The 21,457-nt window shown below is 55.4% G+C and carries 17 protein-coding genes and 1 tRNA gene; 8 read left to right on the top strand and 10 right to left on the bottom strand.

The window, feature by feature from the left end; translation table 11 throughout:
• Positions 1-2 precede the first annotated feature (2 nt).
• Positions 3-710, bottom strand: a complete 708-nt coding sequence (gene rsuA / locus IM290_RS08340) for a 16S rRNA pseudouridine(516) synthase RsuA (protein WP_017383401.1) — start codon at positions 708-710, stop codon at positions 3-5.
• 151 nt (positions 711-861) lie between these two features.
• Here rsuA and IM290_RS08335 point away from each other — a divergent pair, with 151 nt between their 5' ends.
• Together IM290_RS08335 and rplY are read left to right on the top strand one after the other, a co-directional pair.
• A complete protein-coding gene (locus tag IM290_RS08335; protein ID WP_023304130.1) occupies positions 862-2,622 on the top strand; it encodes a DEAD/DEAH box helicase in 1,761 nt (586 codons plus the stop codon).
• A gap of 125 nt (positions 2,623-2,747) precedes the next feature.
• Positions 2,748-3,032 (top strand): 50S ribosomal protein L25, encoded by a 285-nt coding sequence (gene rplY, locus IM290_RS08330; protein ID WP_015572298.1) that lies wholly within the window; start codon positions 2,748-2,750, stop codon positions 3,030-3,032.
• A 51-nt stretch (positions 3,033-3,083) separates the two neighbouring features.
• Here rplY and yejK read toward each other — a convergent pair whose 3' ends face one another.
• Entirely contained in the window at positions 3,084-4,091 is a 1,008-nt protein-coding gene (yejK, locus tag IM290_RS08325) for a nucleoid-associated protein YejK (RefSeq protein ID WP_017693031.1), read from the bottom strand.
• 134 nt (positions 4,092-4,225) lie between these two features.
• Between yejK and IM290_RS08320 the strand changes: the two genes are divergently transcribed.
• The 3 genes from IM290_RS08320 (at position 4,226) to IM290_RS08310 (ending at position 6,383) form a co-directional block, all read left to right on the top strand.
• A complete protein-coding gene (locus IM290_RS08320; protein ID WP_001135586.1) occupies positions 4,226-4,453 on the top strand; it encodes a YejL family protein in 228 nt (75 codons plus the stop codon).
• A gap of 19 nt (positions 4,454-4,472) precedes the next feature.
• Positions 4,473-6,233 (top strand): LPS biosynthesis-modulating metalloenzyme YejM, encoded by a 1,761-nt coding sequence (gene yejM / locus IM290_RS08315; RefSeq protein WP_193042304.1) that lies wholly within the window; start codon positions 4,473-4,475, stop codon positions 6,231-6,233.
• A gap of 73 nt (positions 6,234-6,306) precedes the next feature.
• Positions 6,307-6,383: transfer RNA gene (locus tag IM290_RS08310), tRNA-Pro, on the top strand.
• 66 nt (positions 6,384-6,449) lie between these two features.
• Here IM290_RS08310 and IM290_RS08305 read toward each other — a convergent pair.
• Positions 6,450-6,710 (bottom strand): DUF2534 family protein, encoded by a 261-nt coding sequence (locus IM290_RS08305; protein WP_148384292.1) that lies wholly within the window; start codon positions 6,708-6,710, stop codon positions 6,450-6,452.
• 202 nt (positions 6,711-6,912) lie between these two features.
• Here IM290_RS08305 and eco point away from each other — a divergent pair, with 202 nt between their 5' ends.
• A complete protein-coding gene (gene eco, locus IM290_RS08300) occupies positions 6,913-7,422 on the top strand; it encodes a serine protease inhibitor ecotin (RefSeq protein WP_032103230.1) in 510 nt (169 codons plus the stop codon).
• 175 nt (positions 7,423-7,597) lie between these two features.
• On the opposite strand, the gene mqo is transcribed toward eco, so the two are convergent.
• Positions 7,598-9,247, bottom strand: a complete 1,650-nt coding sequence (mqo, locus tag IM290_RS08295) for a malate dehydrogenase (quinone) (protein ID WP_048247073.1) — start codon at positions 9,245-9,247, stop codon at positions 7,598-7,600.
• A gap of 187 nt (positions 9,248-9,434) precedes the next feature.
• Between mqo and IM290_RS08290 the strand changes: the two genes are divergently transcribed.
• Positions 9,435-10,730, top strand: coding sequence for a SulP family inorganic anion transporter (locus IM290_RS08290; protein WP_126291554.1), 1,296 nt, complete (start codon positions 9,435-9,437; stop codon positions 10,728-10,730).
• On the opposite strand, the gene mgtE is transcribed toward IM290_RS08290, so the two are convergent.
• The 6 genes from mgtE to IM290_RS08260 all read right to left on the bottom strand — a co-directional run bounded on the left by mgtE (position 10,693) and on the right by IM290_RS08260 (position 18,035).
• Positions 10,693-12,129 (bottom strand): magnesium transporter, encoded by a 1,437-nt coding sequence (gene mgtE, locus IM290_RS08285; protein ID WP_006811337.1) that lies wholly within the window; start codon positions 12,127-12,129, stop codon positions 10,693-10,695. The two genes, IM290_RS08290 and mgtE, sit on opposite strands and share 38 nt — an antisense overlap.
• Before the next feature lie 140 nt (positions 12,130-12,269).
• Positions 12,270-13,913 carry a multidrug ABC transporter permease/ATP-binding protein gene (locus IM290_RS08280; protein WP_017383408.1) on the bottom strand — a complete coding sequence of 548 codons (1,644 nt, stop codon included), beginning with the start codon at positions 13,911-13,913 and terminating at the stop codon, positions 12,270-12,272.
• Positions 13,914-13,989: 76 nt separating this feature from the next.
• Positions 13,990-14,640, bottom strand: coding sequence for a DNA oxidative demethylase AlkB (gene alkB / locus IM290_RS08275; protein ID WP_003859395.1), 651 nt, complete (start codon positions 14,638-14,640; stop codon positions 13,990-13,992).
• Entirely contained in the window at positions 14,640-15,698 is a 1,059-nt protein-coding gene (gene ada / locus IM290_RS08270; protein WP_193042305.1) for a bifunctional DNA-binding transcriptional regulator/O6-methylguanine-DNA methyltransferase Ada, read from the bottom strand. The genes alkB and ada overlap by 1 nt, the downstream gene beginning before the upstream one ends.
• A gap of 72 nt (positions 15,699-15,770) precedes the next feature.
• Positions 15,771-16,826 (bottom strand): FAD:protein FMN transferase ApbE, encoded by a 1,056-nt coding sequence (gene apbE, locus IM290_RS08265; protein ID WP_193042306.1) that lies wholly within the window; start codon positions 16,824-16,826, stop codon positions 15,771-15,773.
• A 114-nt stretch (positions 16,827-16,940) separates the two neighbouring features.
• Entirely contained in the window at positions 16,941-18,035 is a 1,095-nt protein-coding gene (locus IM290_RS08260; RefSeq protein ID WP_039270334.1) for a porin OmpC, read from the bottom strand.
• A gap of 744 nt (positions 18,036-18,779) precedes the next feature.
• On the opposite strand from IM290_RS08260, the gene rcsD reads away from it, so the two are divergent.
• Positions 18,780-21,452: a phosphotransferase RcsD gene (gene rcsD / locus IM290_RS08255; RefSeq protein WP_017383411.1), complete on the top strand. Its 2,673-nt coding sequence runs from the start codon at positions 18,780-18,782 to the stop codon at positions 21,450-21,452.
• Positions 21,453-21,457: the final 5 nt, after the last annotated feature.

The following is a 21,457-nucleotide window of genomic DNA, read 5'->3' as shown; positions in this document are numbered from 1 at the left end:
ATTTAGCGTGAAGGCAGCCCGACGCTGGCAATCTCTTCTTCCGTCAGCGGGCGATATTCCCCTGGGGCCAGGTCTGGATCGAGTTCAATCGCGCCGATACGTTCACGATGCAGCCCCACAACGTGGTTGCCCACGGCGGCAAACATCCGCTTCACCTGATGGTAGCGGCCTTCACTAATGGTCAGACGGACGTCCGTGGGGGTGAGGATTTCCAGCACCGCCGGTTTGGTCAGATCCTTCTCATTATGCAGCTGAACGCCTTTCGCGAATTGCTCTGCCGTGTCATCCGAGACCGGAGACTCAAGCATCACCCGATAGGTTTTCTCACAGTGATGGCGCGGGGAGGTGATGCGGTGCGACCACTGGCCGTCATCGGTCATCAGCACCAGGCCGGTAGTATCGATATCCAGTCGCCCTGCCGCATGCAGCTTGTGCGCCACAGGTTCGTCGAGGAAATAGAGCACCGTCGGGTGATCCGGATCGTCCGTTGAACAGACGTAACCTTCCGGTTTGTTGAGCATGAAGTAGCGCGGGCCATTCTGCTGGGTCAGCGGGTTGCCGTCATACTCCACCTGGTGCTCAGGCTGGAGTTTAAAAGCGCTGTCTTTCACAATGTCGCCGTCCACGGTTACGCGGCTGGCGCGAATTTCACGCCCGGCAATAGCGCGGCTTACGCCGAGTTGCTGAGCGATAAACTTATCAAGTCGCATGAAATCTTTTTAGCCTTAATGGTGCTGGAAGTCGGACTACGCGTCCGAAAAAGAAGCAGTCAGAAACAGTTCAGTATAATGGTCTGGTTGCGCCACTCAAGGGAAAAAGTTTCGTGGCATACTATATGCGAGTTAACTGAATAGAGAAGCCATGACGTTCACATTACGCCCCTATCAGCAGGAAGCCGTTGATGCCACCCTCGCCTGGTTTCGCAAGCATCGGGAGCCCGCTGCCATCGTACTCCCGACCGGAGCCGGTAAAAGCCTGGTGATTGCCGAACTGGCGCGCCTGGCCCGCGGACGCGTGCTGGTGCTGGCGCACGTCAAAGAGCTGGTGGCGCAAAACCACGCCAAATATTGCGCGCTCGGCCTGGAGGCCGACATTTTTGCCGCCGGACTGAAGCGCAAAGAGAGCCACGGAAAAGTGGTGTTTGGCAGCGTACAATCCGTTGCGCGCAACCTGGAACTGTTTCGCAGCGAGTTTTCCCTGCTGATTGTCGATGAGTGTCACCGCATCAGCGATGACGACGACAGCCAGTATCAGCAAATCCTCACTCATCTGAAAAAGGTGAATCCTCACCTCCGTCTGCTTGGCCTCACCGCCACGCCGTTTCGTCTGGGCAAGGGCTGGATTTATCAGTTTCATTATCACGGCATGGTGCGTGGCGATGAAAAGGCCCTGTTCCGCGACTGTATCTATGAGCTTCCGCTGCGCTACATGATCAAGCACGGCTACCTGACGCCGCCGGAGCGGCTGGATATGCCCGTCGTGCAGTACGATTTCAGCCGTTTACAGGCGCAGAGCAACGGGCTGTTCAGCGAGGCAGATCTTAACCATGAGCTGAAAAAACAGAAGCGGATCACGCCGCATATCATCAGCCAGATTGAAGAGTTCGCACAAACGCGCAAAGGGGTGATGATTTTTGCTGCCACTGTCGAACACGCGCGCGAAATTACGGGGCTGCTGCCCGCCGACGACGCGGCGTTAATTACCGGTGAAACCCCCGGCCCGGAGCGCGACAGCCTGATTGAGGACTTCAAAGCTCAGCGGTTTCGCTATCTGGTGAATGTCTCCGTACTAACCACCGGCTTTGACGCCCCGCACGTCGACCTGATTGCGATTCTTCGCCCGACGGAATCCGTCAGCCTGTATCAGCAGATTGTTGGCCGCGGGCTGCGTCTGGCGCCGGGCAAAACCGACTGTCTGATCCTTGATTACGCCGGTAACCCGCACGATCTCTATTCGCCGGAAGTCGGCACGCCAAAAGGCAAGAGCGACAACGTGCCCGTTCAGGTTTTTTGCCCTGCCTGCGGGTTTGCCAACACCTTCTGGGGGAAAACCACCGCCGACGGCACGCTGATCGAACATTTTGGCCGCCGCTGTCAGGGCTGGTTTGAAGACGATGAAGGCCATCGCGAACAGTGTGACTTCCGCTTCCGCTTCAAAAACTGCCCGCAGTGCAATGCCGAAAACGACATTGCCGCCCGCCGCTGTCGGGAGTGCGACACGGTCCTGGTCGACCCGGACGACATGCTGAAAGCGGCGCTGAAGCTGAAAGATGCGCTGGTGCTGCGCTGTTCCGGCATGGCCTTACAGCCCGGCGCGGATGAAAAAGGCGAGTGGCTAAAAATTACCTACTACGACGAGGATGGCGCAGACGTCAGCGAGCGGTTCCGGGTCCAGACGCCCGCCCAGCGCACCGCGTTCGAGCAGCTCTTTATCCGCCCGCATACCCGCACGCCTGGCGTGCCGCTGCGCTGGATAACCGTGGCCGATATCGTGCGCCAGCAGGCGTTACTGCGCCATCCTGATTTTGTTGTCGCCCGCAAAAAAGGGCAGTTCTGGCAGGTGCGTGAGAAGGTCTTTGACTATGAAGGACGCTTTCGCCGGGCAAACGAATTGCGCGGTTAACGGGACTTTTCGTTGATGCGCGAGCCATTTGAGTATAAAATGCCGCCCGCTTCACATCCGTGAGGCAGAACACTCACCTGCTGCTGGGTCGCCTGTAGTAGGGTTTTAAATACAGAGAGAAATCAATGTTCACTATCGAAGCAGAAGTACGTAACGTGCAGGGTAAGGGTGCGAGCCGCCGCCTGCGTACCGCAAACAAGTTCCCGGCTATCGTTTACGGTGGCGAAGCTGCTCCAGTTGCTATTGAACTGGATCACGACAAAGTATGGAACATGCAGAACAAAGCTGAATTCTACAGCGAAGTTCTGACCATCGTTGTTGACGGTAAAGAAGAAAAAGTGAAAGTTCAGGCTGTTCAGCGTCACGCGTTCAAGCCAAAACTGACTCACATCGACTTCGTTCGCGCGTAATCGCAAACCTGTCGAGAAAAACCCCGCGTTTGCGGGGTTTTTTTATGGCTGTTACTTACCGCCTGAAGTGCGACGCTGAAGCTGGTCGCGCAGATTCGGCGGCGTGCCTTTAATGGTCAGCGTGTCGGTGGCAGGGTCCCAAAAGATACGTTCCCCGAGCAGCATGGCATCAAAGTTAATGGTTAACCCACCGCCGCTACCGGCAAATTTCGTCAGCTGACGCAGCGTACTGCGATCCGCCGGGAAGCTCTCTTCCAGCTCATAGCCTTTTTCCGCAGTAAATTCCTGGAAGCTGACTTCGCTGACGCCTGCCAGCTCTTTGGACAGCGACTCCAGCTCAATCTCTTCTCCAGCCTGTAGCTGCTCGTTGCAGTAGCTGTAAACCTGCTGACGCACGGTCTGACGCTCAGATTTATCAAGCTGCGCCTCAGCCGTAAAGTCATCCACCGCCTGGAGGAGACCTTTGTTCTGCGCTTTGGCATTCAGCCCTTCGCTGGCGCCGAGGAAGTCCATAAAGAAATCCGCCACTTTGCGGCCCACGCGGCCTTTAAGGAAGGTCAGATAGCGCGTTGATTCCGGGTTGGTTTCCCATTCGGTTAAATCGATACGCGCCACAATATCCGCATGGTTGATATCCAGGTAGTGCGTTGAGCTGATATCCAGCTGCTCGTTCACGCGCATACTGCTTAAGTTATTCAGCACGGTGACCAGCAGATACTCTACCGCCAGATAGCGGTAGTGGCAGAACAGGACGATACCGCCATCGGCGAAGGGATATTTCGCCAGCTCGTCACGCAGACGGCCAGTAGCAGCGCGGCTGAATGCCAGGAAATCCTCTTCGCCCTGACGTTGCAGGCGCAGGCTATCCGCCAGTTCGCTCTCTTCGCTGAACAAGCCATAGGCTTTATTTTTCGCGCTGTAGACGCGATGCAACTCCGCCATCATCTCGACAACGGTAGGCGTTGGTTCCAGTAACGAATCGCGCAGCACCACTTCAAGGGTTTGCTCATCACGCTTGATAAGCTGGTGCAAGGCAATCTGGTTGATTTCCAGACTCATGATAAACTCTCCTTTTAGACCGGGCGGTATTCAACCACCACCAACGCATGTGTGCAACAGAAGATAAAAAAGGGGAAAAAAAGCTGTTGCTACGGTAATATGTCGCCCTTCTCTCAACAAACTGATTTTGATTTATGCCACAACATTCCCGCTACAGTGACGAACACGTTGAACAATTGCTCAGTGAGCTGGTCAACGTACTGGAAAAACATAAAACGCCAACCGATCTCTCCCTGATGGTTTTGGGAAATATGGTTACCAACCTGATCAATACCAGCGTTGCTCCGGCTCAGCGTCAGGCGATCGCCAAATCTTTCGCCCAGGCTTTGCAGTCCTCCGTTAGCGACGACCAGGCACACTAAGGGAAACGAACAACAGTTTATGGTGACGAATCGTCAGCGCTACCGTGAAAAAGTCTCCCAGATGGTCAGCTGGGGGCACTGGTTTGCCCTGTTCAACATTCTGTTGGCGATGGTGCTCGGCTGCCGTTATCTGTTTGTGGCGGACTGGCCAACCACGTTAACCGGGCGCATCTACTCGTGGATGAGTCTTGTTGGTCACTTTAGCTTTCTGGTCTTCGCCACCTATCTGCTGATCCTGTTCCCACTGACGTTTATCGTCATGTCGCAGCGGCTGATGCGCTTCCTGTCCGCCATTCTTGCGACGGCGGGCATGACGCTGTTGCTGATCGACAGCGAAGTCTTTACCCGCTTCCACCTGCACCTGAATCCTGTTGTCTGGGAGCTGGTGATTAACCCGGATCAGAACGAGACCGCGCGCGACTGGCAGCTGATGTTTATCAGCGTGCCGATTATCCTGCTGATCGAAATGCTGTTCGCCACGTGGAGCTGGCAAAAGCTCCGCAGTCTGACCCGACGCCGCCATTATGCGAAGCCCGTCGCGGCGCTCTTTTTCGCCTCATTTATCGGTTCGCACCTGATGTATATCTGGGCAGATGCGAACTTCTACCGCCCAATTACCATGCAGCGCGCAAATCTGCCGCTCTCCTATCCGATGACGGCGCGTCGTTTCCTCGAAAAACACGGCCTGCTGGACGCGCAGGAGTATCAGCGTCGTCTGGTCGAACAGGGTAATCCGGAAGCGGTCAGCGTGCAGTATCCCCTGAGCGATCTGAAATATCGCGACATGGGCCGCGGTCAGAACGTGCTGCTGATTACCGTCGATGGCCTGAACTATTCCCGCTATGAGAAGCAGATGCCAGCGCTGGCTGAATTCGCTGAGAACAACATCGTATTCACTCAGCATATGAGCTCCGGTAATTCGACCGACGCGGGTATTTTCGGCCTGTTCTACGGCATTTCACCGAGCTATATGGACGGCGTGCTGTCGGCCCGTATTCCGGCGGCATTGATTACCGGGCTTAATCAGCAGGGCTACCAGCTGGGGCTGTTCGCCTCTGATGGTTTCAACAGCTCGCTGTACCGCCAGGCGCTGCTGTCTGATTTCTCACTGCCCGCCGCGCAGAGCCAGTCTGACGATCGGACCGCTGACCAGTGGATAGACTGGCTGAAGCGCTATGCGCAGGAAGATAACCGCTGGTTCTCCTGGGTTGCGTTTAACGGCACAACGCTTGATGACAGCAATCAGAAAGGCTTCGCGCGCCGCTATAGCCGTGCGGCGGGCGATGTCGATGCGCAGATCGGCCGCGTGCTGACCGCCCTGCGCGACGCGGGCAAGCTGGACAATACGGTCGTGATTATCACGGCGGGGCATGGCGTGCCGCTCGGCGACGAGGCGAAGGGCATAGAGTGGTCGCGTCCGAACCTGCATGTTCCCCTGGTGATCCACTGGCCGGGCACTCCCGCACAGCGTATCAACATGCTCACCGACCATAAAGACGTCATGACCACGTTAATGCAACGGCTGCTGCACGTCAGCACACCGGCAATTGAGTACTCGCAGGGACAAGACCTCTTTAGCGCCACGCGGCGTCATAACTGGGTCACGGCTGCTGGCGGAAACACGCTGGTGGTGACCACGCCGACGTTGTCCCTGGTGCTGAACAGCAATGGCAATTACCAGACGTATAACCTCGAAGGTGAGAAGCTGAAAGACCAGAAGCCGCAGCTCAGTTTGCTGTTGCAGGTGCTGACAGACGAGAAGCGCTTTATCGCTAACTGATTATTTATGAATCAGTTAGCGTTGCTTGCCCCTTGCATTCAAAAAGGAATCGAGTAGTATTCCTTTTATGCGTCGGCACGTAGCGCAGCCTGGTAGCGCACCGTCATGGGGTGTCGGGGGTCGGAGGTTCAAATCCTCTCGTGCCGACCAAAACTACACAAAAAAACCAGCCGCTTATGGCTGGTTTTTTATTGCCTGTCTCCGCATGCGCAATGCTTAGTGTTTTTCACGCCCACCGAGAAAGAAAATCCCCAGCGGAATCGCCAGCAGGACGGTAAACACCAGGCTGTAAACAAAGATCATCGCCGATTGCAGGACAAACATGCTGGTTGTCCAGGCAGAGAGCGGGATGTTGTACTGCTCAATCACACCGACAATGGTTGCTCGCCCCACGCATGCAGCAGCAATCATAAACACAACCAGTAACGCCAGCAGGAACTTGCGGCCTTCAGCTGTCTTCAGTTTTTCCCGTACCATCTCCCCTCCCTTTACAGATGAATAACAATAATTAACGCGTAAAATAACACGATCGCCGCACCGACTCCACTACAGCATTAAACACCAATAAATGAATATAAAAGCAGTGCATTACTCCGTTTAAAATGAAAATGTGAGTAAATTACGCCAACCATTCACGTGATATATGTTAGTCTTTCCAGGATCGTTTTAACAAAAAGGAATGACAGTGAAAAACGCACCTAAATTTGCCATCGCCCTCATCGCCGCTGCGTGCGCCAGCAGCAGTGCTTTCGCCAGCGAAACCCGGAAAGAGCAGCCGCTGGAAAAAGTTGCTCCGTATCCGCAAGCGGACAAAGGGATGAAGCGCCAGGTTATTCAGCTCCCGGCTCAGCAGGATGAAGCAAATTTCAAAGTTGAGCTGTTAATCGGCCAGACGCTGGAAGTGGATTGCAACCAGCATCGTCTGGGCGGCCAGCTGGAAAGCAAAACGCTGGAAGGCTGGGGCTATGACTACTATGTCTTCGACAAAGTAACCTCGCCAGTCTCCACCATGATGGCGTGCCCGGACGGCAAGAAAGAGAAGAAATTTATTACCGCGTATCTGGGTGATAACAGTCTGCTGCGCTATAACAGCAAGCTGCCGATCGTCGTATACACGCCGGAAAACGTGGATGTGAAATATCGCGTATGGAAGGCGGATGAGACGGTAGGACAAGCGGTAGTTCGTTAATAATAAGTCGGGTGGCGCTCTCGCTTACCCGACCAGGAAAGGGTGCGTTCTGGTGCCCTCACCCCAGCCCTCTCCCTCAAGGGAGAGGGGGCCGTCTTTGTGGGGAACCCTCAGCCCACCGGGAGAGGGAGAAAACACTAAAAACGGTAACGGATGTTACCGTTTTGCGTTTACCTTACAGCGCGATATCCGCTACCGGCTTGCTTTCCGCCTGAGGCTTCAGCTCTGCCTTTGGCGCAGAATCCGCAGCCTGCGGTTTGACGTATTGCAGTTGCAGAACGCGGCTGGTGTATTCCAGCTCTTGTTCCGTGGCTTCAACGTTACCGTTCAGCTTCGTACCGTAGGATGGAATAATGGTTTTCAGCTTCGCCTGCCATTCCGGGCTGGATACTTTATCCTTAAACACTTTTTCCATCAGGTGCAGCATGATTGGCGCAGCGGTAGACGCCCCCGGAGATGCCCCCAGCAGCGCGGCAATGGTGCCATCCTTATCGCTTACCACTTCGGTGCCCAGACGCAGCACGCCGCCCTCTTTCGGATCGCGTTTGATAATCTGCACGCGCTGACCCGCCTGCCACAGACGCCAGTCTTCTTTCTTCGCCTGCGGATAGTACTCTTTCAGCGCCTCGAAGCGTTCTTCATCAGAGAGCATCACCTGGCTAATCAGGTATTTCACCAGATCGAAGTTATCCAGCCCCACGTCCATCATTGGCTTGACGTTTGACGTCGTGGTCGCGCTCAGCAGATCCCACAGGGAACCGTTTTTCAGGAATTTGGTGGAGAATGTGGCGAACGGCCCGAACAGCACTACGCGCTTACCGTCCAGCATGCGGGTGTCGATATGCGGAACGGACATCGGTGGTGCGCCCACAGAGGCCTGACCGTACACTTTAGCCAGATGACGGTTAACCACTTCCGGGTTTTCCGACACCAGGAACTGGCCGCCGACCGGGAAGCCCGCGTAGTCGTCCGCTTCCGGAATACCGGACTCCTGCAACAGTTTCAGCGCCGCGCCGCCCGCACCGATAAACACGAACTTCGCCTTAATCACATGCTCGGCTTCGTTATTTTTCAGATCGGCAACGGTCACGCTCCAGCTGTTATCCGCGTTGCGCTTGAAACCACGCACTTCGGAGCTGAGTTGCAGGTTAAAGTTCTCTTTTTTCTTCAGAGAGGACACCAGCTGACGGGTGATTTCACCGTAGTTAACGTCAGTACCAATTTCAGTGCGGGTCGCCGCTACTTTCTGGTTCGGATCGCGGCCTTCCATGACCAGCGGCGCCCACTCTTTGATTTGAGCGTGATCTTCAGAGTATTTCATCCCGCGGAAAAGCGTGCTCTGTTGCAGGGCAGCGTAGCGCGCGCGCAGGAAGTTGACGTTTTGATCGCCCCACACAAAGCTCATGTGCGGTACGGTGTTGATGAAGGAGTGCGGATTGTGCAACACACCGCTGTTCACCTGGTGAGACCAGAACTGACGTGAGATCTGGAACGCTTCGTTGATCTCTACCGCCTTCTCGATACTAATGGAACCGTCCTTTTTCTGCGGCGTATAGTTCAGTTCCATGAGTGCCGAGTGCCCCGTCCCGGCGTTGTTCCAGCCGTTAGAGCTTTCCTGTGCCACGCCATCGAGGCGCTCGACCATGGTCATGGACCAGTTCGGCTCTAATTCCTGAAGATACGTTCCCAGCGTGGCGCTCATGATGCCGCCACCAATTAAAAGGACATCCGTTTCCTGCTCTTTTGGTGCGTCAGCCTTCGCCGCCAGCGAGACGACGTTCAGCCCCACGGCCAGAGAAAAGAGCACGGCAGTCATTTTTTTCATCATTTATGCCTTAGTTGAATAATGCTTGATGCGTGGAAATTACAGGTGAAACACGCTGCGGTGGCACGGTAGCAACTTTTAAATATTGTTTAAAGGTTACGAAATTATTGTAATTGTGAAATTTAATGATGGATTGTTTGTAGGGTTTTGGCAGACAGGCTGGCACCCGGCGATTTTCCTGGCTATCATGCTGCACTTTGTGATCGCGCGCACGGAAGCCTGCCCCTACCAGCGAATTGTTATGTCATTACCCCACTCGTCTGTACCTCAAGAAGGCCATGTCGCCACTGTTTTACGTTCGCCTCACCGTCTGATGCGCGAAACCCTGGCCGGTGTGATTACCGCGCTGGCGCTGATCCCGGAAGTGATTTCGTTTTCCGTGGTCGCGGGCGTGGATCCGAAAGTGAGCCTTATCGCCTCCGTAGTGCTCTGTTTCGCCCTTTCCCTGCTCGGCGGGCGTCCGGCCATGGTGACGGCGGCGGCAGGTTCCGTCGCGCTGGTGATTGGGCCGATGGTCCATCAACACGGCGTACAGTACATTCTGCCCGCGGTGGTGATGGCAGGCATGATTCAGATCCTGTTCGGCGCGCTGGGTATGGCGCGGCTGATGCGCTTTATTCCCCAGTCGGTGATGACCGGGTTTGTTAACGCCCTTGGCATTTTGATTTTCTTTGCCCAGGTGCCCCATTTCTGGAGCCGAAGCCCGCTGATTGTGGGCCTGTTCGTGCTGACGCTGCTGATTGTGCTCTGGGTGCCACGCTATATCAAAAGCGTGCCCTCCCCGCTGATTGCCATTGTGCTGCTGACTTTGTTCACCGTCACCAGCGGGCAAATCCTGCCGACGGTAGGGGATGAAGGTTCCATGGGCGGCGGTTTGCCGGGCTTTACGCAACTGCTGGTGCCGCTCAATCTGGAAACCCTGAGCATCATCTGGCCGTGCGCGCTAAGTATCGCTTTCGTTGGCCTGCTGGAATCCTTGTTGACGGCAAAACTGGTGGACGAGCTGACCGCTACCCCCTCCAGTAAGCGCCGCGAGAGCATCGGGCTGGGCGTGGGCAATATTATGGCCGGGTTCTACGGCGGCATTGCGGGCTGCGCGATGATTGGGCAGACCATCGTTAACGTGGAGATGGGGAAAGGCAGAAGCCGTATCTCCACCCTTGCGGCAGGCATCGTACTGCTGGTGCTGGTTACGGCGCTCAGCGAGGTGATGGCCAAAATTCCGATGGCGGTACTGGCGGGAATTATGGCCATTGTGGCCGTCAAGACCTTTAGCTGGCATAGCGTTCAGCCCGGAACGCTGAAAAACGCGCCGGTGGCTGAAACCGTAGTGATGCTGGTGACGGTTGTGGCAACGGTTTTCACCGGCAACCTGGCGATTGGCGTGCTGGGCGGGATTGTGATGATGTTCATCCTCCCTGCCCGACTTAAGCAAAAAGCGCTGGCTACAGAAGAAAAATCGTCGCCAGTCCAAGAAAAATAAAGAAACCGCCGGTATCGGTAATGGCGGTGATCATCACGCTCGACCCCACCGCGGGGTCGCGCCCCAGCCGGGTCATGGTCAACGGGATAATCACGCCCATCATCGCCGCCACCAGCAGATTCAGCACCATCGCCAGCATCATGACCCCGCCCAGCGCCATATCATCATACAGCCACCAGGTAATGCCGCCCATGATGCCGCCCCAGACCAGGCCATTAATAAGCGCGACGCCCATCTCCCTGAAAATCAGCCACGAGAAATTACCCGGCTGAATGTTTTCCAGCGCCAGGGCGCGAACGATCATGGTGATAGTCTGGTTACCGGTGTTCCCGCCGATCCCCGCCACAATCGGCATCAGCGACGCCAGGGCCACCAGCTGGGAAATGGTATGTTCGAAGCCGTCAATAACGCGGGACGCCACGAACGCGGTGCATAAATTGATGGCGAGCCACGCCCAGCGCGTTTTGACGGCCTTGCCGACGGAGGCATGAACGTCATCTTCGGCACTGATCCCGCCAAGGGCACGCAGGTCGTTATCGGTCTCTTCATAGACCACGTCAACGATCTCATCGATGGTCAGACGCCCCATCAGCTTGCCCACCGAATCCACCACCGCCGCGCTCACCAGGTCATCACGTTCGAAGGTACGCGCCGCTTTTTCGGCATCGTCTTCCGGCGAGAAGACCATCGGCTCGGTTTCCATGACCTCACTCACCCGCTGCTGGGTGCTGTTCAGCAGGATCGTTTTCAGCTCCAGCTCCCCGAGCAGGGTTTTATCCCGCGAGGTGACGAACAGTTTATCGGTGTTGTCCGGCATACTGCCCAGGCGACGAAGATAGCGCTGCACCGTACCCAGGGTGACGTCCGGGCGCACGGTGATGACGCCAAACTCCATGATCGCGCCGACGCTGTTTTTCTCGTAGTGCATCACCTGACGCACGCGCGCCCGCTCTTCAGCAGGCAGGGAAGCCAGCAGGCGTCCGGTCAGGTTGCGCGGAAGATGCTGAACGAGGTAAATCTGCTCATCGATATCCAGCGTTTGCAGGGCGTCAAGAATGTCCCGGTCGCTCATCTCATCGATAAGGTCATCCCAGACGTTTTCCGAGGCTTCAAGCAATACCTGACCGCGCTCGTGATCCTGCACCAGCCGCCACAGGGCGTGGCGCTCCTCGGAAGGCAATGCCTCCAGGGTGTCCGCCAGGTCAGGGGGTGGTAAATGTGCAACCAGCGCACCTACCTCAGCAATATCGTCGGCCAACGTGCCGACATCATATTGCTCAGCCAGGGTTAGCTTACCCAATAACGTTGACGTGACCGCTTTATCGGTCGTCAGGAGCCAGATGAGCCGCGCACGCTCCTGGTCACGCTGCCTGGCGCTGTTTTTCTTTAATACCGACATCAATCATAAATCCATTAAATGAGTTGGCGTTAAGCATAGCGCGGGGATATGTAAATAAGAATAAACGGCGGGTCGGGATGGAGAAAAAAACGGCATATATGAAAAATTAGTGTGCCGGGCGCCACCCGGCACAATTGCAATCAGGCCGTACGCGCCACCGCGTCCCGTGACGCCGCATCGCGCTCATCGCCGGTCAGCTCGCTCAGCTTGCCGTCGCGCATCTCCAGCAGACGGTCGGCGTGAATGAAGTAGTGATCGTCATGGCTGATGGCAAAAATGGTTTTTCCCATCGCCTGCATCAGCGGCAGCAGGACCTGATAAAACTCGCGACGGAAGTGCGGGTCCTGATCGGCGGCCCACTCATCCAGCAGGATGATGTCACGCTCCTCGGCCAGGGCCAGCAGCAGCGCCACGCGCTTCTTCTGCCCTTTCGACAGCTTCAGATTCAGGATTTTACCATCCTGGAGCTCCAGCTTGTGCGACATTTGCAGGTGCGCAAGCCACTTCTCCACCAGCGCCGGATCCGCCTGCTGCCCTTCCGGTCCCAGCAGCCGGTCGAACAGCCAGACGTCGGTAAATACCGCCGAGAAGAGCTTGCGGTAGTCCTCCGGTTTCTCCGCGCTCAGCGCTTTACCATCCAGCAAAATTTCACCCGCCTGCGGCTGGTAGAGGCCCGTCAGCAGCATCGCCAGCGTAGATTTGCCGCTGCCGTTGCCGCCGATAAGGAACAGCAGTTCGCCGCGATGAATGGTCAGGTTTATCGGCCCTACGGAGAAGGCGTTATCCTGATAGCGGAAGGTAACGTTACGCAGCTCCAGCGTTTGCCAGTTCGGGAAGGCCTGCGGGCGCGGGAACTCAGCCTTAAACGGCGCAAGGTCGAATTTCTTCAGCTTGTTGAAGGCCACCTGAGCGCTCAGCAGCGTCGGCAGTGCGCCAACGGCCGACAGCAGCGGCGTGCGTAAAAACAGCAGCGTCAGGGAGTAGGTTGCCGCCACGTTGGTATCCGCCCACCCCAGGCTGTTCGCCATCCAGAACACCAGGCCAATGGCGCCCAGCATCATGATGTTGGACCAGTTCACGGCGCTCAGGTGGAACGTATCGGCGCGAATAATGTGATGACGATATTCGTGCGCATCCGGGATATAGAGATGGTTGAAGATATGCTCGGCACGCTCGCGGTTCAGCGTCAGCTCTTTGCGCCCTTCCAGCACCGTCTGATAATCGTTATAGAGCTTGTCTTCCGTTTCGCGCAGCACCGCCATGTGCTTATAGACGCGTGATACCAGCAGGAATCCGCCCCAGATGGTAATAACAATCCACAGCGCCGTTACCGCCAGCATTTTGCTGGAGAGCCAGGCGAGATAGGCTGCCGAGCCAAATGTCAGGATGATCCCCTGCACCAGCTCCGGCAGGCGCACAAAGGCGATGGTAATGGCGCGCACATCGCTGGTCAGCCCCGCCAGCAGAGAGGCACTTCCCAGCTGCTCGATGCGTTCCACCTGAGTATCAAGGATCCGTTTGATGAACTCACTGCGCAGACGGAAAACGAAATGGTGGCCGAGGGCGGTCAGCGCCAGCTGTGACCCGAGCGTGACTGCCATCAGCAGCAGCAGTAAACCCAGAAATTCCGGCAGGACGGAGAGTGACGTGTCGACCATTTCGATCAAACGCACGTTAATGAAGGCAATCAGGCCGATCCCCAGCGCCGCGCTGGCAAGGCTTAACGCCATCACCGCGATAAAAGGCCAGCGATACTGCCGCCAGACAAGAAGAAGTAGTTGCATGCAGAGCAATCCGGACAAGAAAAATCAGCCAGCAGTGTAAACTGCCTTTCACACACATCAAGAATAATTCTTATTTTTATTCTCTGTATGCCGCCTGACGGAACGTGAGGTTGTAGCGAAATGCCCCCGCCACCGGGTGATCGCCAGGTTTAAGCGGCTGAATACCGTGGTAAAAAAGCCGTGATTCACCGCCCCAGACCACCACATCACCATGCTCCAGCATCAGCCGTTTGAGCGGGTCGTTGCGCCGCAGGCCGCCAAACTGAAAGACAGCGGGCAGCCCAAGGGATACCGAGACGATCGGCGCGCGCAGGTCCGGCTCGTCCTTATCCTGATGCAAGGAGAGCTTTGCCCCAACGGCATAGCGGTTGATAAGACAGGCATCGGGTCGAAAATCAGGATAGCCGGCCGCCACGGCGGCGTCATGACACAGCGCCTGAAACGCCTCCGGCATCGGCGGCCACGGCTGATCCGTCAGCGGATCGTTCGCGGCATATACATAGCCCCGCTCATTCGTCGCCCATCCCAGTTCGCCGCAGTTGGTCATCGCCACGGACATGGTATACCCGCCCGGCGTAACCATATGGCGAAACGGCGAACAAGCGGTAACGGCATCAATACCGTCGAACAGCGCCGCCGCGCGGGAAAGCGCGAAGCGTCTCAGGATCGTCGCCCCCGGCGCGAGCGGCTCGTGCCAGGGTTCAGCATCAGCAAAAAGATCGAGCATTATCCCTCCGGGTTGTTCGCCTCACGTTTCAACAATAGCATCTTACGCGCTGCGCCCCAGCGATAACCCGACAGCGCACCGTCGTTACGCACCACGCGGTGACAGGGGATGACTATCGCCAGTTTGTTGGCACCGCAGGCCCCCGCCACGGCACGTACGGCATTGGGTTTACCAATGGCCTTCGCCACCTGCTGATAGCTTGCCGTTTCACCGCAGGGGATATCCCGCAGCGCCTGCCAGACCTGCTGCTGGAAGGCGGTACCACGGATATCCAGCGGCAGCGTCAGCGGCGTCGCGCGGCTGTCGACAGAGGCAATAACCTGTCGAACACGCCCGGCAAACGCGCCTTCCATCGGTTCACGGACGGCAAGCGGAAACAGTGACAGCAGCTCAGCCGTCAGCCCGGCGTCGTCATCACCCAGCAGTATTGCGCAGATCCCGCGCTCGCTTTCCGCCACCAGACAGCGGCCCAGCGAGCAGTCACTGATGGCATAGCGGACCGCAGCCTCTCCGTTGCGGTACTGTTTTGCCGTCATGCCCAGCGCGCCGTTGGCTTTACGGTAGTAACTGCTGCCGTCCGGAAAGCCAGCGGCCAGTACGGCGTCGGTGATTTTACCGCCCTGTGCAAGCAGGCTGCGCAGGCGTTGTTCACGCGCGGCCTGCTGCCATGCTTTCGGCGTCATGCCGGTGACGGATTTAAACAAGCGGTGGAAATGGAACGGACTCATGGCAACCTGCTGCGCCAGTGCCTCCAGGTTCAGCGCGGCATCCTGTTCAAGCAGTCGACAGGCCAGCGCAATGTTGGCCTTTTTCTGCGCCATAGGGTCGACCTGGTCCGGCCTACAGCGCTTACAGGGGCGGAAACCCGCCTGCGCGGCCTGGTGAGCATCAGGATAAAAGCAGACATTTTTACGCAGCGCGTGGCGGGCGCGGCAGGACGGACGACAATAAATGCCGGTCGTCTGCACGGCAAAGACAAACTGGTTATCCGCACGCGGATCGCGGGCCAGTACGGCCTGCCAGCGATCCTCATCGGTAAGATAGGTTGTGTTTTTCATTATCGGCTCCTCTTACAAGCATACGCTCAGCTTGCCTGAACGCCACCGAACAAAAACCCGCAACCTTGCTTTTTAATTTTTTTCGCTCACCAGGAAGCTGTTGAACTGCGGCGAACTCCAGGTTTTAAATCCGTCAGCCTCTTTGGTGATCATATAGACGGCCAGCCCTTCCTGACGCACCACCTCTTTGGCCTTCTCCGTGCCGAGCACCATCAATCCGGTATCCCAGGCATCCGCTTCCAGCGCGGTTGGGGCTATCACCGTTACGGACACCAGGTTGTGGGTAATCGGGCGTCCGGTTTGCGGATCAATCACGTGCGAGATACGTTTGCCATCCAGCTCGTAATAGTTGCGGTAGCTTCCGGAGGTGCTTATACCGTGCCCGTTGATGTCGACAATCGCCTGCACCGCGTTCTGCTGATCGGTTGGTTTTTGGATGGCCACTCGCCACGGCCTGCCGCTGGCGTTCATGCCCCGGCTGACGAGCGCGCCCCCGACGGAAACCAGATAACGCGGAATACCTTCCTGCGCCATCAGGGCCGCGAGATGATCCGCAGCATACCCCTCGCCTACCGTGGAGAGATCCACAAACAGGTCGGGAATATCTTTTTGCAGGTATTGCTGACCGTACTGGGAGATCACCGCCAGATGCTGTAACCCCGTACGGGCGCGGGCGTCGTCGATGGCGGCTTGATCGGGTGTAGTCACCGGCTGCTTGTTGGGGCCAAATCCCCACAGGTTCACCAGCGGCCCCACGGTCACATCCATTGCGCCGTTGGTTTTGTAGCCCACGCGCATGGATTCCGTGACGATATCGGCCATCGCTTCGCTCACCGGCCACAGCGAGGTGCTGCTGGAGCGATTGAAACGCATCAGCGCTGAGTCATTTTTATAGGTAGAGAGTAGCTGATCGTCGGCATCCAGCTGCGCCTGAATTTTACCGTGTAATTCTTCAGCGCGGGATTTATCAATATCAATCACGCTGACGCGCCAGAAGGTCCCCATGGTTTTCCCTTCCAGCACCGTCGCGGCGGGTGCGTCGATTTTTGTGGGCTGTGTGGAAGAGTCACACGCGGTCAGGAGTAAAAAAGTCGCCAGAACGCTGGCGCGTAAAAAAGTCATATCCATTGGTTATTATCCTCATGCCAGGGCGGCAAGAGTACACTAAAACAGCGTATTTGTAAGACCCTAAAAAAGCATGAAAAAAGGGGCCTGTCGGCCCCTTTGTCGCTGTATGAGCAATTAGAACTGGTAAACCAGACCCAGCGCGACGATATCGTCAGTACCGATACCTGCTGCGCGAGTGAAGTCGTTCTCATCAACCAGGTTGATTTTGTAATCAACGTAGGTGGACATGTTTTTGTTGAAGTAGTAAGTCGCGCCAACATCAACATATTTCAGCAGATCCTGGTCGCCGTAGCCGTTTTCCAGGTCCTTACCTTTAGATTGCAGGTACGCCACGGATGGACGCAGACCGAAGTCGAACTGATACTGCGCAACCACTTCGAAGTTCTGCGCTTTGTTAGCCCAGCCCAGGTCGCCCGCACGGGTCGCGTTGTAAGTCTGAGTATACTGTGCAGCCAGGTAGATGTTGTTCGCGTCGTATTTCAGACCACCGGTATAGGTCTCTGCGCGATCGCCTTCACCGTAGTAGCCCGCAGCGTTCTGGTCAGCAGTACGTTTAGAACTGGTGACTGCCGTACCGATAGCGAAGCCTTCGCCCAGATCGTAGGTCAGAGAGCCGCCGTAGCCATCACCGTTCTGACGCAGCGCGTCACGACCGTTGTTGGTCTGGCCTTCGCCGCTTGGGCTGCCGTTTTTACCCTGGTACTGCAACGCGAAGTTCAGACCATCAACCAGACCGAAGAAGTCCTGGTTACGGTAGGTCGCGAAGCCGTTACCACGCTGCTGCATGAAGTTGTCAGAACCGTAGGTATCGCCGCCGAATTCCGGCAGAACGTCGGTCCATGAAGTCACATCGTAAACAACGCCGTAGTTACGACCGTAGTCGAATGAACCCGCATCCGCGAATTTCAGACCTGCGAACGCCACACGCGTCCATGAGTTGTTTTCGTTCTCACCAGAGTTACCCTGGATCTGGTATTCCCACTGGCCGTAACCGGTCAGCTGGTCGTTAACCTGAGTTTCGCCTTTGAAGCCCAGACGCATGTAGGTCTGGTCGCCGTCTGCACTGTCGTCATCAGAGAAATAGTGCAGACCATCCACTTTACCGTACAGATCTAATTTGTTGCCGTCTTTGTTATAAATTTCAGCCGCATTTGCTGCGCCTGCCACCAGCAGAGCTGGTACCAGGAGGGACAGTACTTTAACTTTCATTTTATTAACCCTCTGTTATATGCCTTATTATTTACCACTGCTTACTGGTCAACCCTCTTAACCAGTCGGCAAGTTCATTCTCCTCAAAAATGCAGAATAATCCAACAGGAATATGATACGAAAACTTTGAAGATGTTTCACTTTACCATCAACATGTTTCAATTTGTAAATTTGAAGGAACTTTTACAGAGCATAAATAGTTTAAAAATATAGCACGGATAATCAAAACAAAAATATATTCTATTTAATACAAGTGATTAGCTTAAAAAACAGTACAGCACTGAATGACAAAAAAATTCCCTTCAACACCACTAAAATAACTCTCGCTATCATCATTAACTTTATTTATTACCGTCATTCAGTTCTGAATGTCTGTTTATCCCTAATTGAACCGGATGCTTCGCATTCGGTTTTTTTTTACCTTTCTTTACGTCAGCCTACATTTTATGTGCTACCCCTCAGAAATGATAACGACTATTAACTAAATCCAGCATCCGGCTTTCGCTGAATTCTTTTTTATGCTATTGAAATTAATTTCTTGTTTATTCGTGCTATTTTCCTGCCGGTGCGATCGCGTATTTATACATTTCACGGGGTTTTGTACACCTTTCATCCGGGGACGTTGAAGCCGGTTACCCGGATAAAAAGTCAAGGTCATACCGTTAACGACGCTGGAAATTCAGTTATTACCCTTTATACTGCCCTATCCCATTACCGCGCGGCCATTACGGGTTAAACACATCGATGAGTCAGACTGAAACTACCGCCCCGAGCAAATTCTCCCTTCTACCGGGCAGCATCACCCGTTTCTTTCTTCTGTTGATCGTTGTGCTGTTAGTCACAATGGGGGTGATGGTTCAGAGCGCCGTTAATACCTGGCTTAAAGATAAAAGCTATCAAATCGTCGATATCACCCATGCGGTGCATAAGCGCATTGATACGTGGCGCTATGCGACCTGGCAAATCTACGACAATATCGCTGCCGCGCCTGCCACCTCGTCAGGCGAAGGGTTGCAGGAAACGCGCCTTAAGCAGGATGTGTATTACCTTGAAAAACCGCAGCGCAAGACGGAAGCCCTGATTTTCGGCTCGCACGACAGCGCAACGCTTGAGATGACGCAGCGGATCTCCTCCTATCTGGACACCCTGTGGGGCGCCGAGACCGTACCGTGGTCAATGTATTACCTGAACGGTCAGGACAACAGCATGATCCTGATCTCGACCCTGCCGCTTAAGGATCTCTCCTCCGGCTTTAAAGAGACCACCGTTGGCAGTATTGTGGATTCCCGTCGGGCAGAAATGCTGCAACAGGCCAACGCGCTGGACGAGCGAGAAAGTTTCTCGTCACTTCGCCGTCTTGCCTGGCAGAATGGCCACTACTTTACGCTGCGAACCACCTTTAACCAGCCGGGCCATCTGGCGACCGTGGTTGCCTTCGACCTGCCGATTAACGATCTCATCCCACCGGATATGCCGCTGGACAGTTTCCGTCTGGAGCCAGACAACAGCACCCAAAATATGCGCACGCCGTCGGATAAAGAAGGCGCGGACAGCGTAGCGATCTCCTTTAATGGCTCAAAGATTGAGATTGCCTCATCGCTCAACTCAACCGGTATGCGTCTGGTGTGGCAGGTGCCTTTTGGCACCCTGATGCTTGATACTCTGCAAAACATTCTGCTGCCGCTGTTGCTGAATATTGGCCTGCTGGCGCTGGCGCTGTTTGGCTACAGCACCTTCCGTTTCCAGTCGGGCCGCCAGAGCGACTCGACGTCGGTATCAGCCGGGACCAGCAACGAGTTGCGCATTCTTCGTGCCCTGAATGAAGAGATTATTTCCGTGCTGCCGCTTGGGGTGCTCGTTCACGATCAGGAGGCAAACCGCACGGTAATGAGCAATAAAATTGCCGATCACCTTCTGCCGCATCTTAACCTGCAAAATATTACGGCCATGGCGGACCAGCACCAGGGCGTTATTCAGGCCACCGTTAATAATGAACTGTATGAAATCCGTCAGTTCCGCAGCCAGGTCGCCTCGCGCACACAAATCTTCATCATTCGCGATCAGGATCGCGAAGTGCTGGTGAATAAAAAGCTCAAGCAGGCGCAAAGGCTGTACGAGAAAAACCAACATGGCCGCGCGGCGTTTATGCAAAATATTGGCGATGCCTTTAAACAACCGTTGAAGTCACTCGCCACGCAGATTGCTGATCTGAGCACGCCGGAAAGCCGACAGCTAAGCAGCCAGGCCGACTCCCTGGTTCGTCTGGTGGACGAAATCCAGCTTGCGAACATGCTGGAAAATGATATCTGGAAGGGCACCCCTACGCTCTTCTCCATCCAGGACCTGATTGATGAGGTGGTGCCGGAAGTCCTGCCGGTGATCAAGCGCAAGGGACTCCAGCTGCTGATCAACAACCATTTACCGGCCAACGACGAACGTCACGGCGATCGCGATGCCCTGCGTCGCATCCTGATGATGTTGATACAGTATGCCGTCACCACGACGCAGATCGGCAAGATCACCCTTGAAGTCAGCACCGATGAGTCCACCGACGATCGTCTGACGTTCCGCATTCTGGATACGGGCGAAGGCGTCACAGTGAGCGAAATTGATAACCTGCACTTCCCGTTCCTGAACGATACCCAGCGCGACCACTACGGTAAGGCGAATGCCCTCACCTTCTGGCTCTGCGATCAGCTGGCGCGTAAGCTGGGCGGTCATCTGAACATTAAGGCCCGCGAATCCCTCGGCACCCGCTACTCTTTACACGTGAAAATGGCGGCGAATCCCCAGGAAGAGGATGAAGAGCGTCTGCTGGACGATGTGGTGGTGATGGTGGATGTGACCTCCAGTGAGATCCGTAATATCGTCGTTCGTCAGCTGGAAAACTGGGGGGCGTCCTGCATTACCCCGGACGAAAGGCTCGCGAGTCAAGAATTTGATCTATTTTTAACTGATAATCCGTCTAATCTTACTGCCTCAGGCTTGCTTTTAAGCGATGATGAGCCAGGCGTGCGGAAAATCGGCCCTGGGCAGCTGCGCGTCAACTTTAATATGAGCAATGCAATGCAGGAAGCTGTATTACAACTGATTGAAGAGAATCTGGCGCAGGAAGAGATCCTGGAGTCACCGTTAGGCGGCGATGAAAATGCCGAACTCCATGCCAGCGGATATTATTCGCTCTTCGTTGATACAGTACCAGATGATGTTAAGCGGTTGTATACTGAGTCCGCTGCGCAGGATTTTGCAGCGCTGGCACAGACAGCACACCGGCTTAAAGGGGTGTTTGCCATGCTTAATCTGGTTCCCGGCAAGCAGTTATGTGAAACGCTGGAACATCTAATTCGTGAGAAAGATGCCTCTGGCATTGAAAAATACATCAGCGACATTGACGCTTACGTCAAGAGCTTGCTGTAGCAAGG

The organism is Enterobacter cloacae complex sp. S1 (assembly GCF_014930525.1).
In the GTDB taxonomy this organism is placed as follows: Bacteria; Pseudomonadota; Gammaproteobacteria; order Enterobacterales; family Enterobacteriaceae; genus Enterobacter; species Enterobacter hormaechei_C.
Note: the sequence above shows the minus strand (reverse complement) of the source record. Positions and strands in the feature narration are given on the sequence as shown.

Coding starts and splice junctions, on each gene's coding strand:
- mqo (WP_048247073.1), bottom strand. CDS start 9,247: ATGAAAAAAATGACTGCCGTGCTCTTTTCTCTGGCCGTGGGGCTGAAC.
- IM290_RS08320 (WP_001135586.1), top strand. CDS start 4,226: ATGCCACAACATTCCCGCTACAGTGACGAACACGTTGAACAATTGCTC.
- IM290_RS08260 (WP_039270334.1), bottom strand. CDS start 18,035: ATGAAAGTTAAAGTACTGTCCCTCCTGGTACCAGCTCTGCTGGTGGCA.
- rsuA (WP_017383401.1), bottom strand. CDS start 710: ATGCGACTTGATAAGTTTATCGCTCAGCAACTCGGCGTAAGCCGCGCT.
- apbE (WP_193042306.1), bottom strand. CDS start 16,826: ATGGATATGACTTTTTTACGCGCCAGCGTTCTGGCGACTTTTTTACTC.
- IM290_RS08305 (WP_148384292.1), bottom strand. CDS start 6,710: ATGGTACGGGAAAAACTGAAGACAGCTGAAGGCCGCAAGTTCCTGCTG.
- rplY (WP_015572298.1), top strand. CDS start 2,748: ATGTTCACTATCGAAGCAGAAGTACGTAACGTGCAGGGTAAGGGTGCG.
- ada (WP_193042305.1), bottom strand. CDS start 15,698: ATGAAAAACACAACCTATCTTACCGATGAGGATCGCTGGCAGGCCGTA.
- mgtE (WP_006811337.1), bottom strand. CDS start 12,129: ATGTCGGTATTAAAGAAAAACAGCGCCAGGCAGCGTGACCAGGAGCGT.
- IM290_RS08335 (WP_023304130.1), top strand. CDS start 862: ATGACGTTCACATTACGCCCCTATCAGCAGGAAGCCGTTGATGCCACC.
- IM290_RS08280 (WP_017383408.1), bottom strand. CDS start 13,913: ATGCAACTACTTCTTCTTGTCTGGCGGCAGTATCGCTGGCCTTTTATC.
- alkB (WP_003859395.1), bottom strand. CDS start 14,640: ATGCTCGATCTTTTTGCTGATGCTGAACCCTGGCACGAGCCGCTCGCG.
- eco (WP_032103230.1), top strand. CDS start 6,913: ATGACAGTGAAAAACGCACCTAAATTTGCCATCGCCCTCATCGCCGCT.
- IM290_RS08290 (WP_126291554.1), top strand. CDS start 9,435: ATGCTGCACTTTGTGATCGCGCGCACGGAAGCCTGCCCCTACCAGCGA.
- yejM (WP_193042304.1), top strand. CDS start 4,473: ATGGTGACGAATCGTCAGCGCTACCGTGAAAAAGTCTCCCAGATGGTC.
- yejK (WP_017693031.1), bottom strand. CDS start 4,091: ATGAGTCTGGAAATCAACCAGATTGCCTTGCACCAGCTTATCAAGCGT.
- rcsD (WP_017383411.1), top strand. CDS start 18,780: ATGAGTCAGACTGAAACTACCGCCCCGAGCAAATTCTCCCTTCTACCG.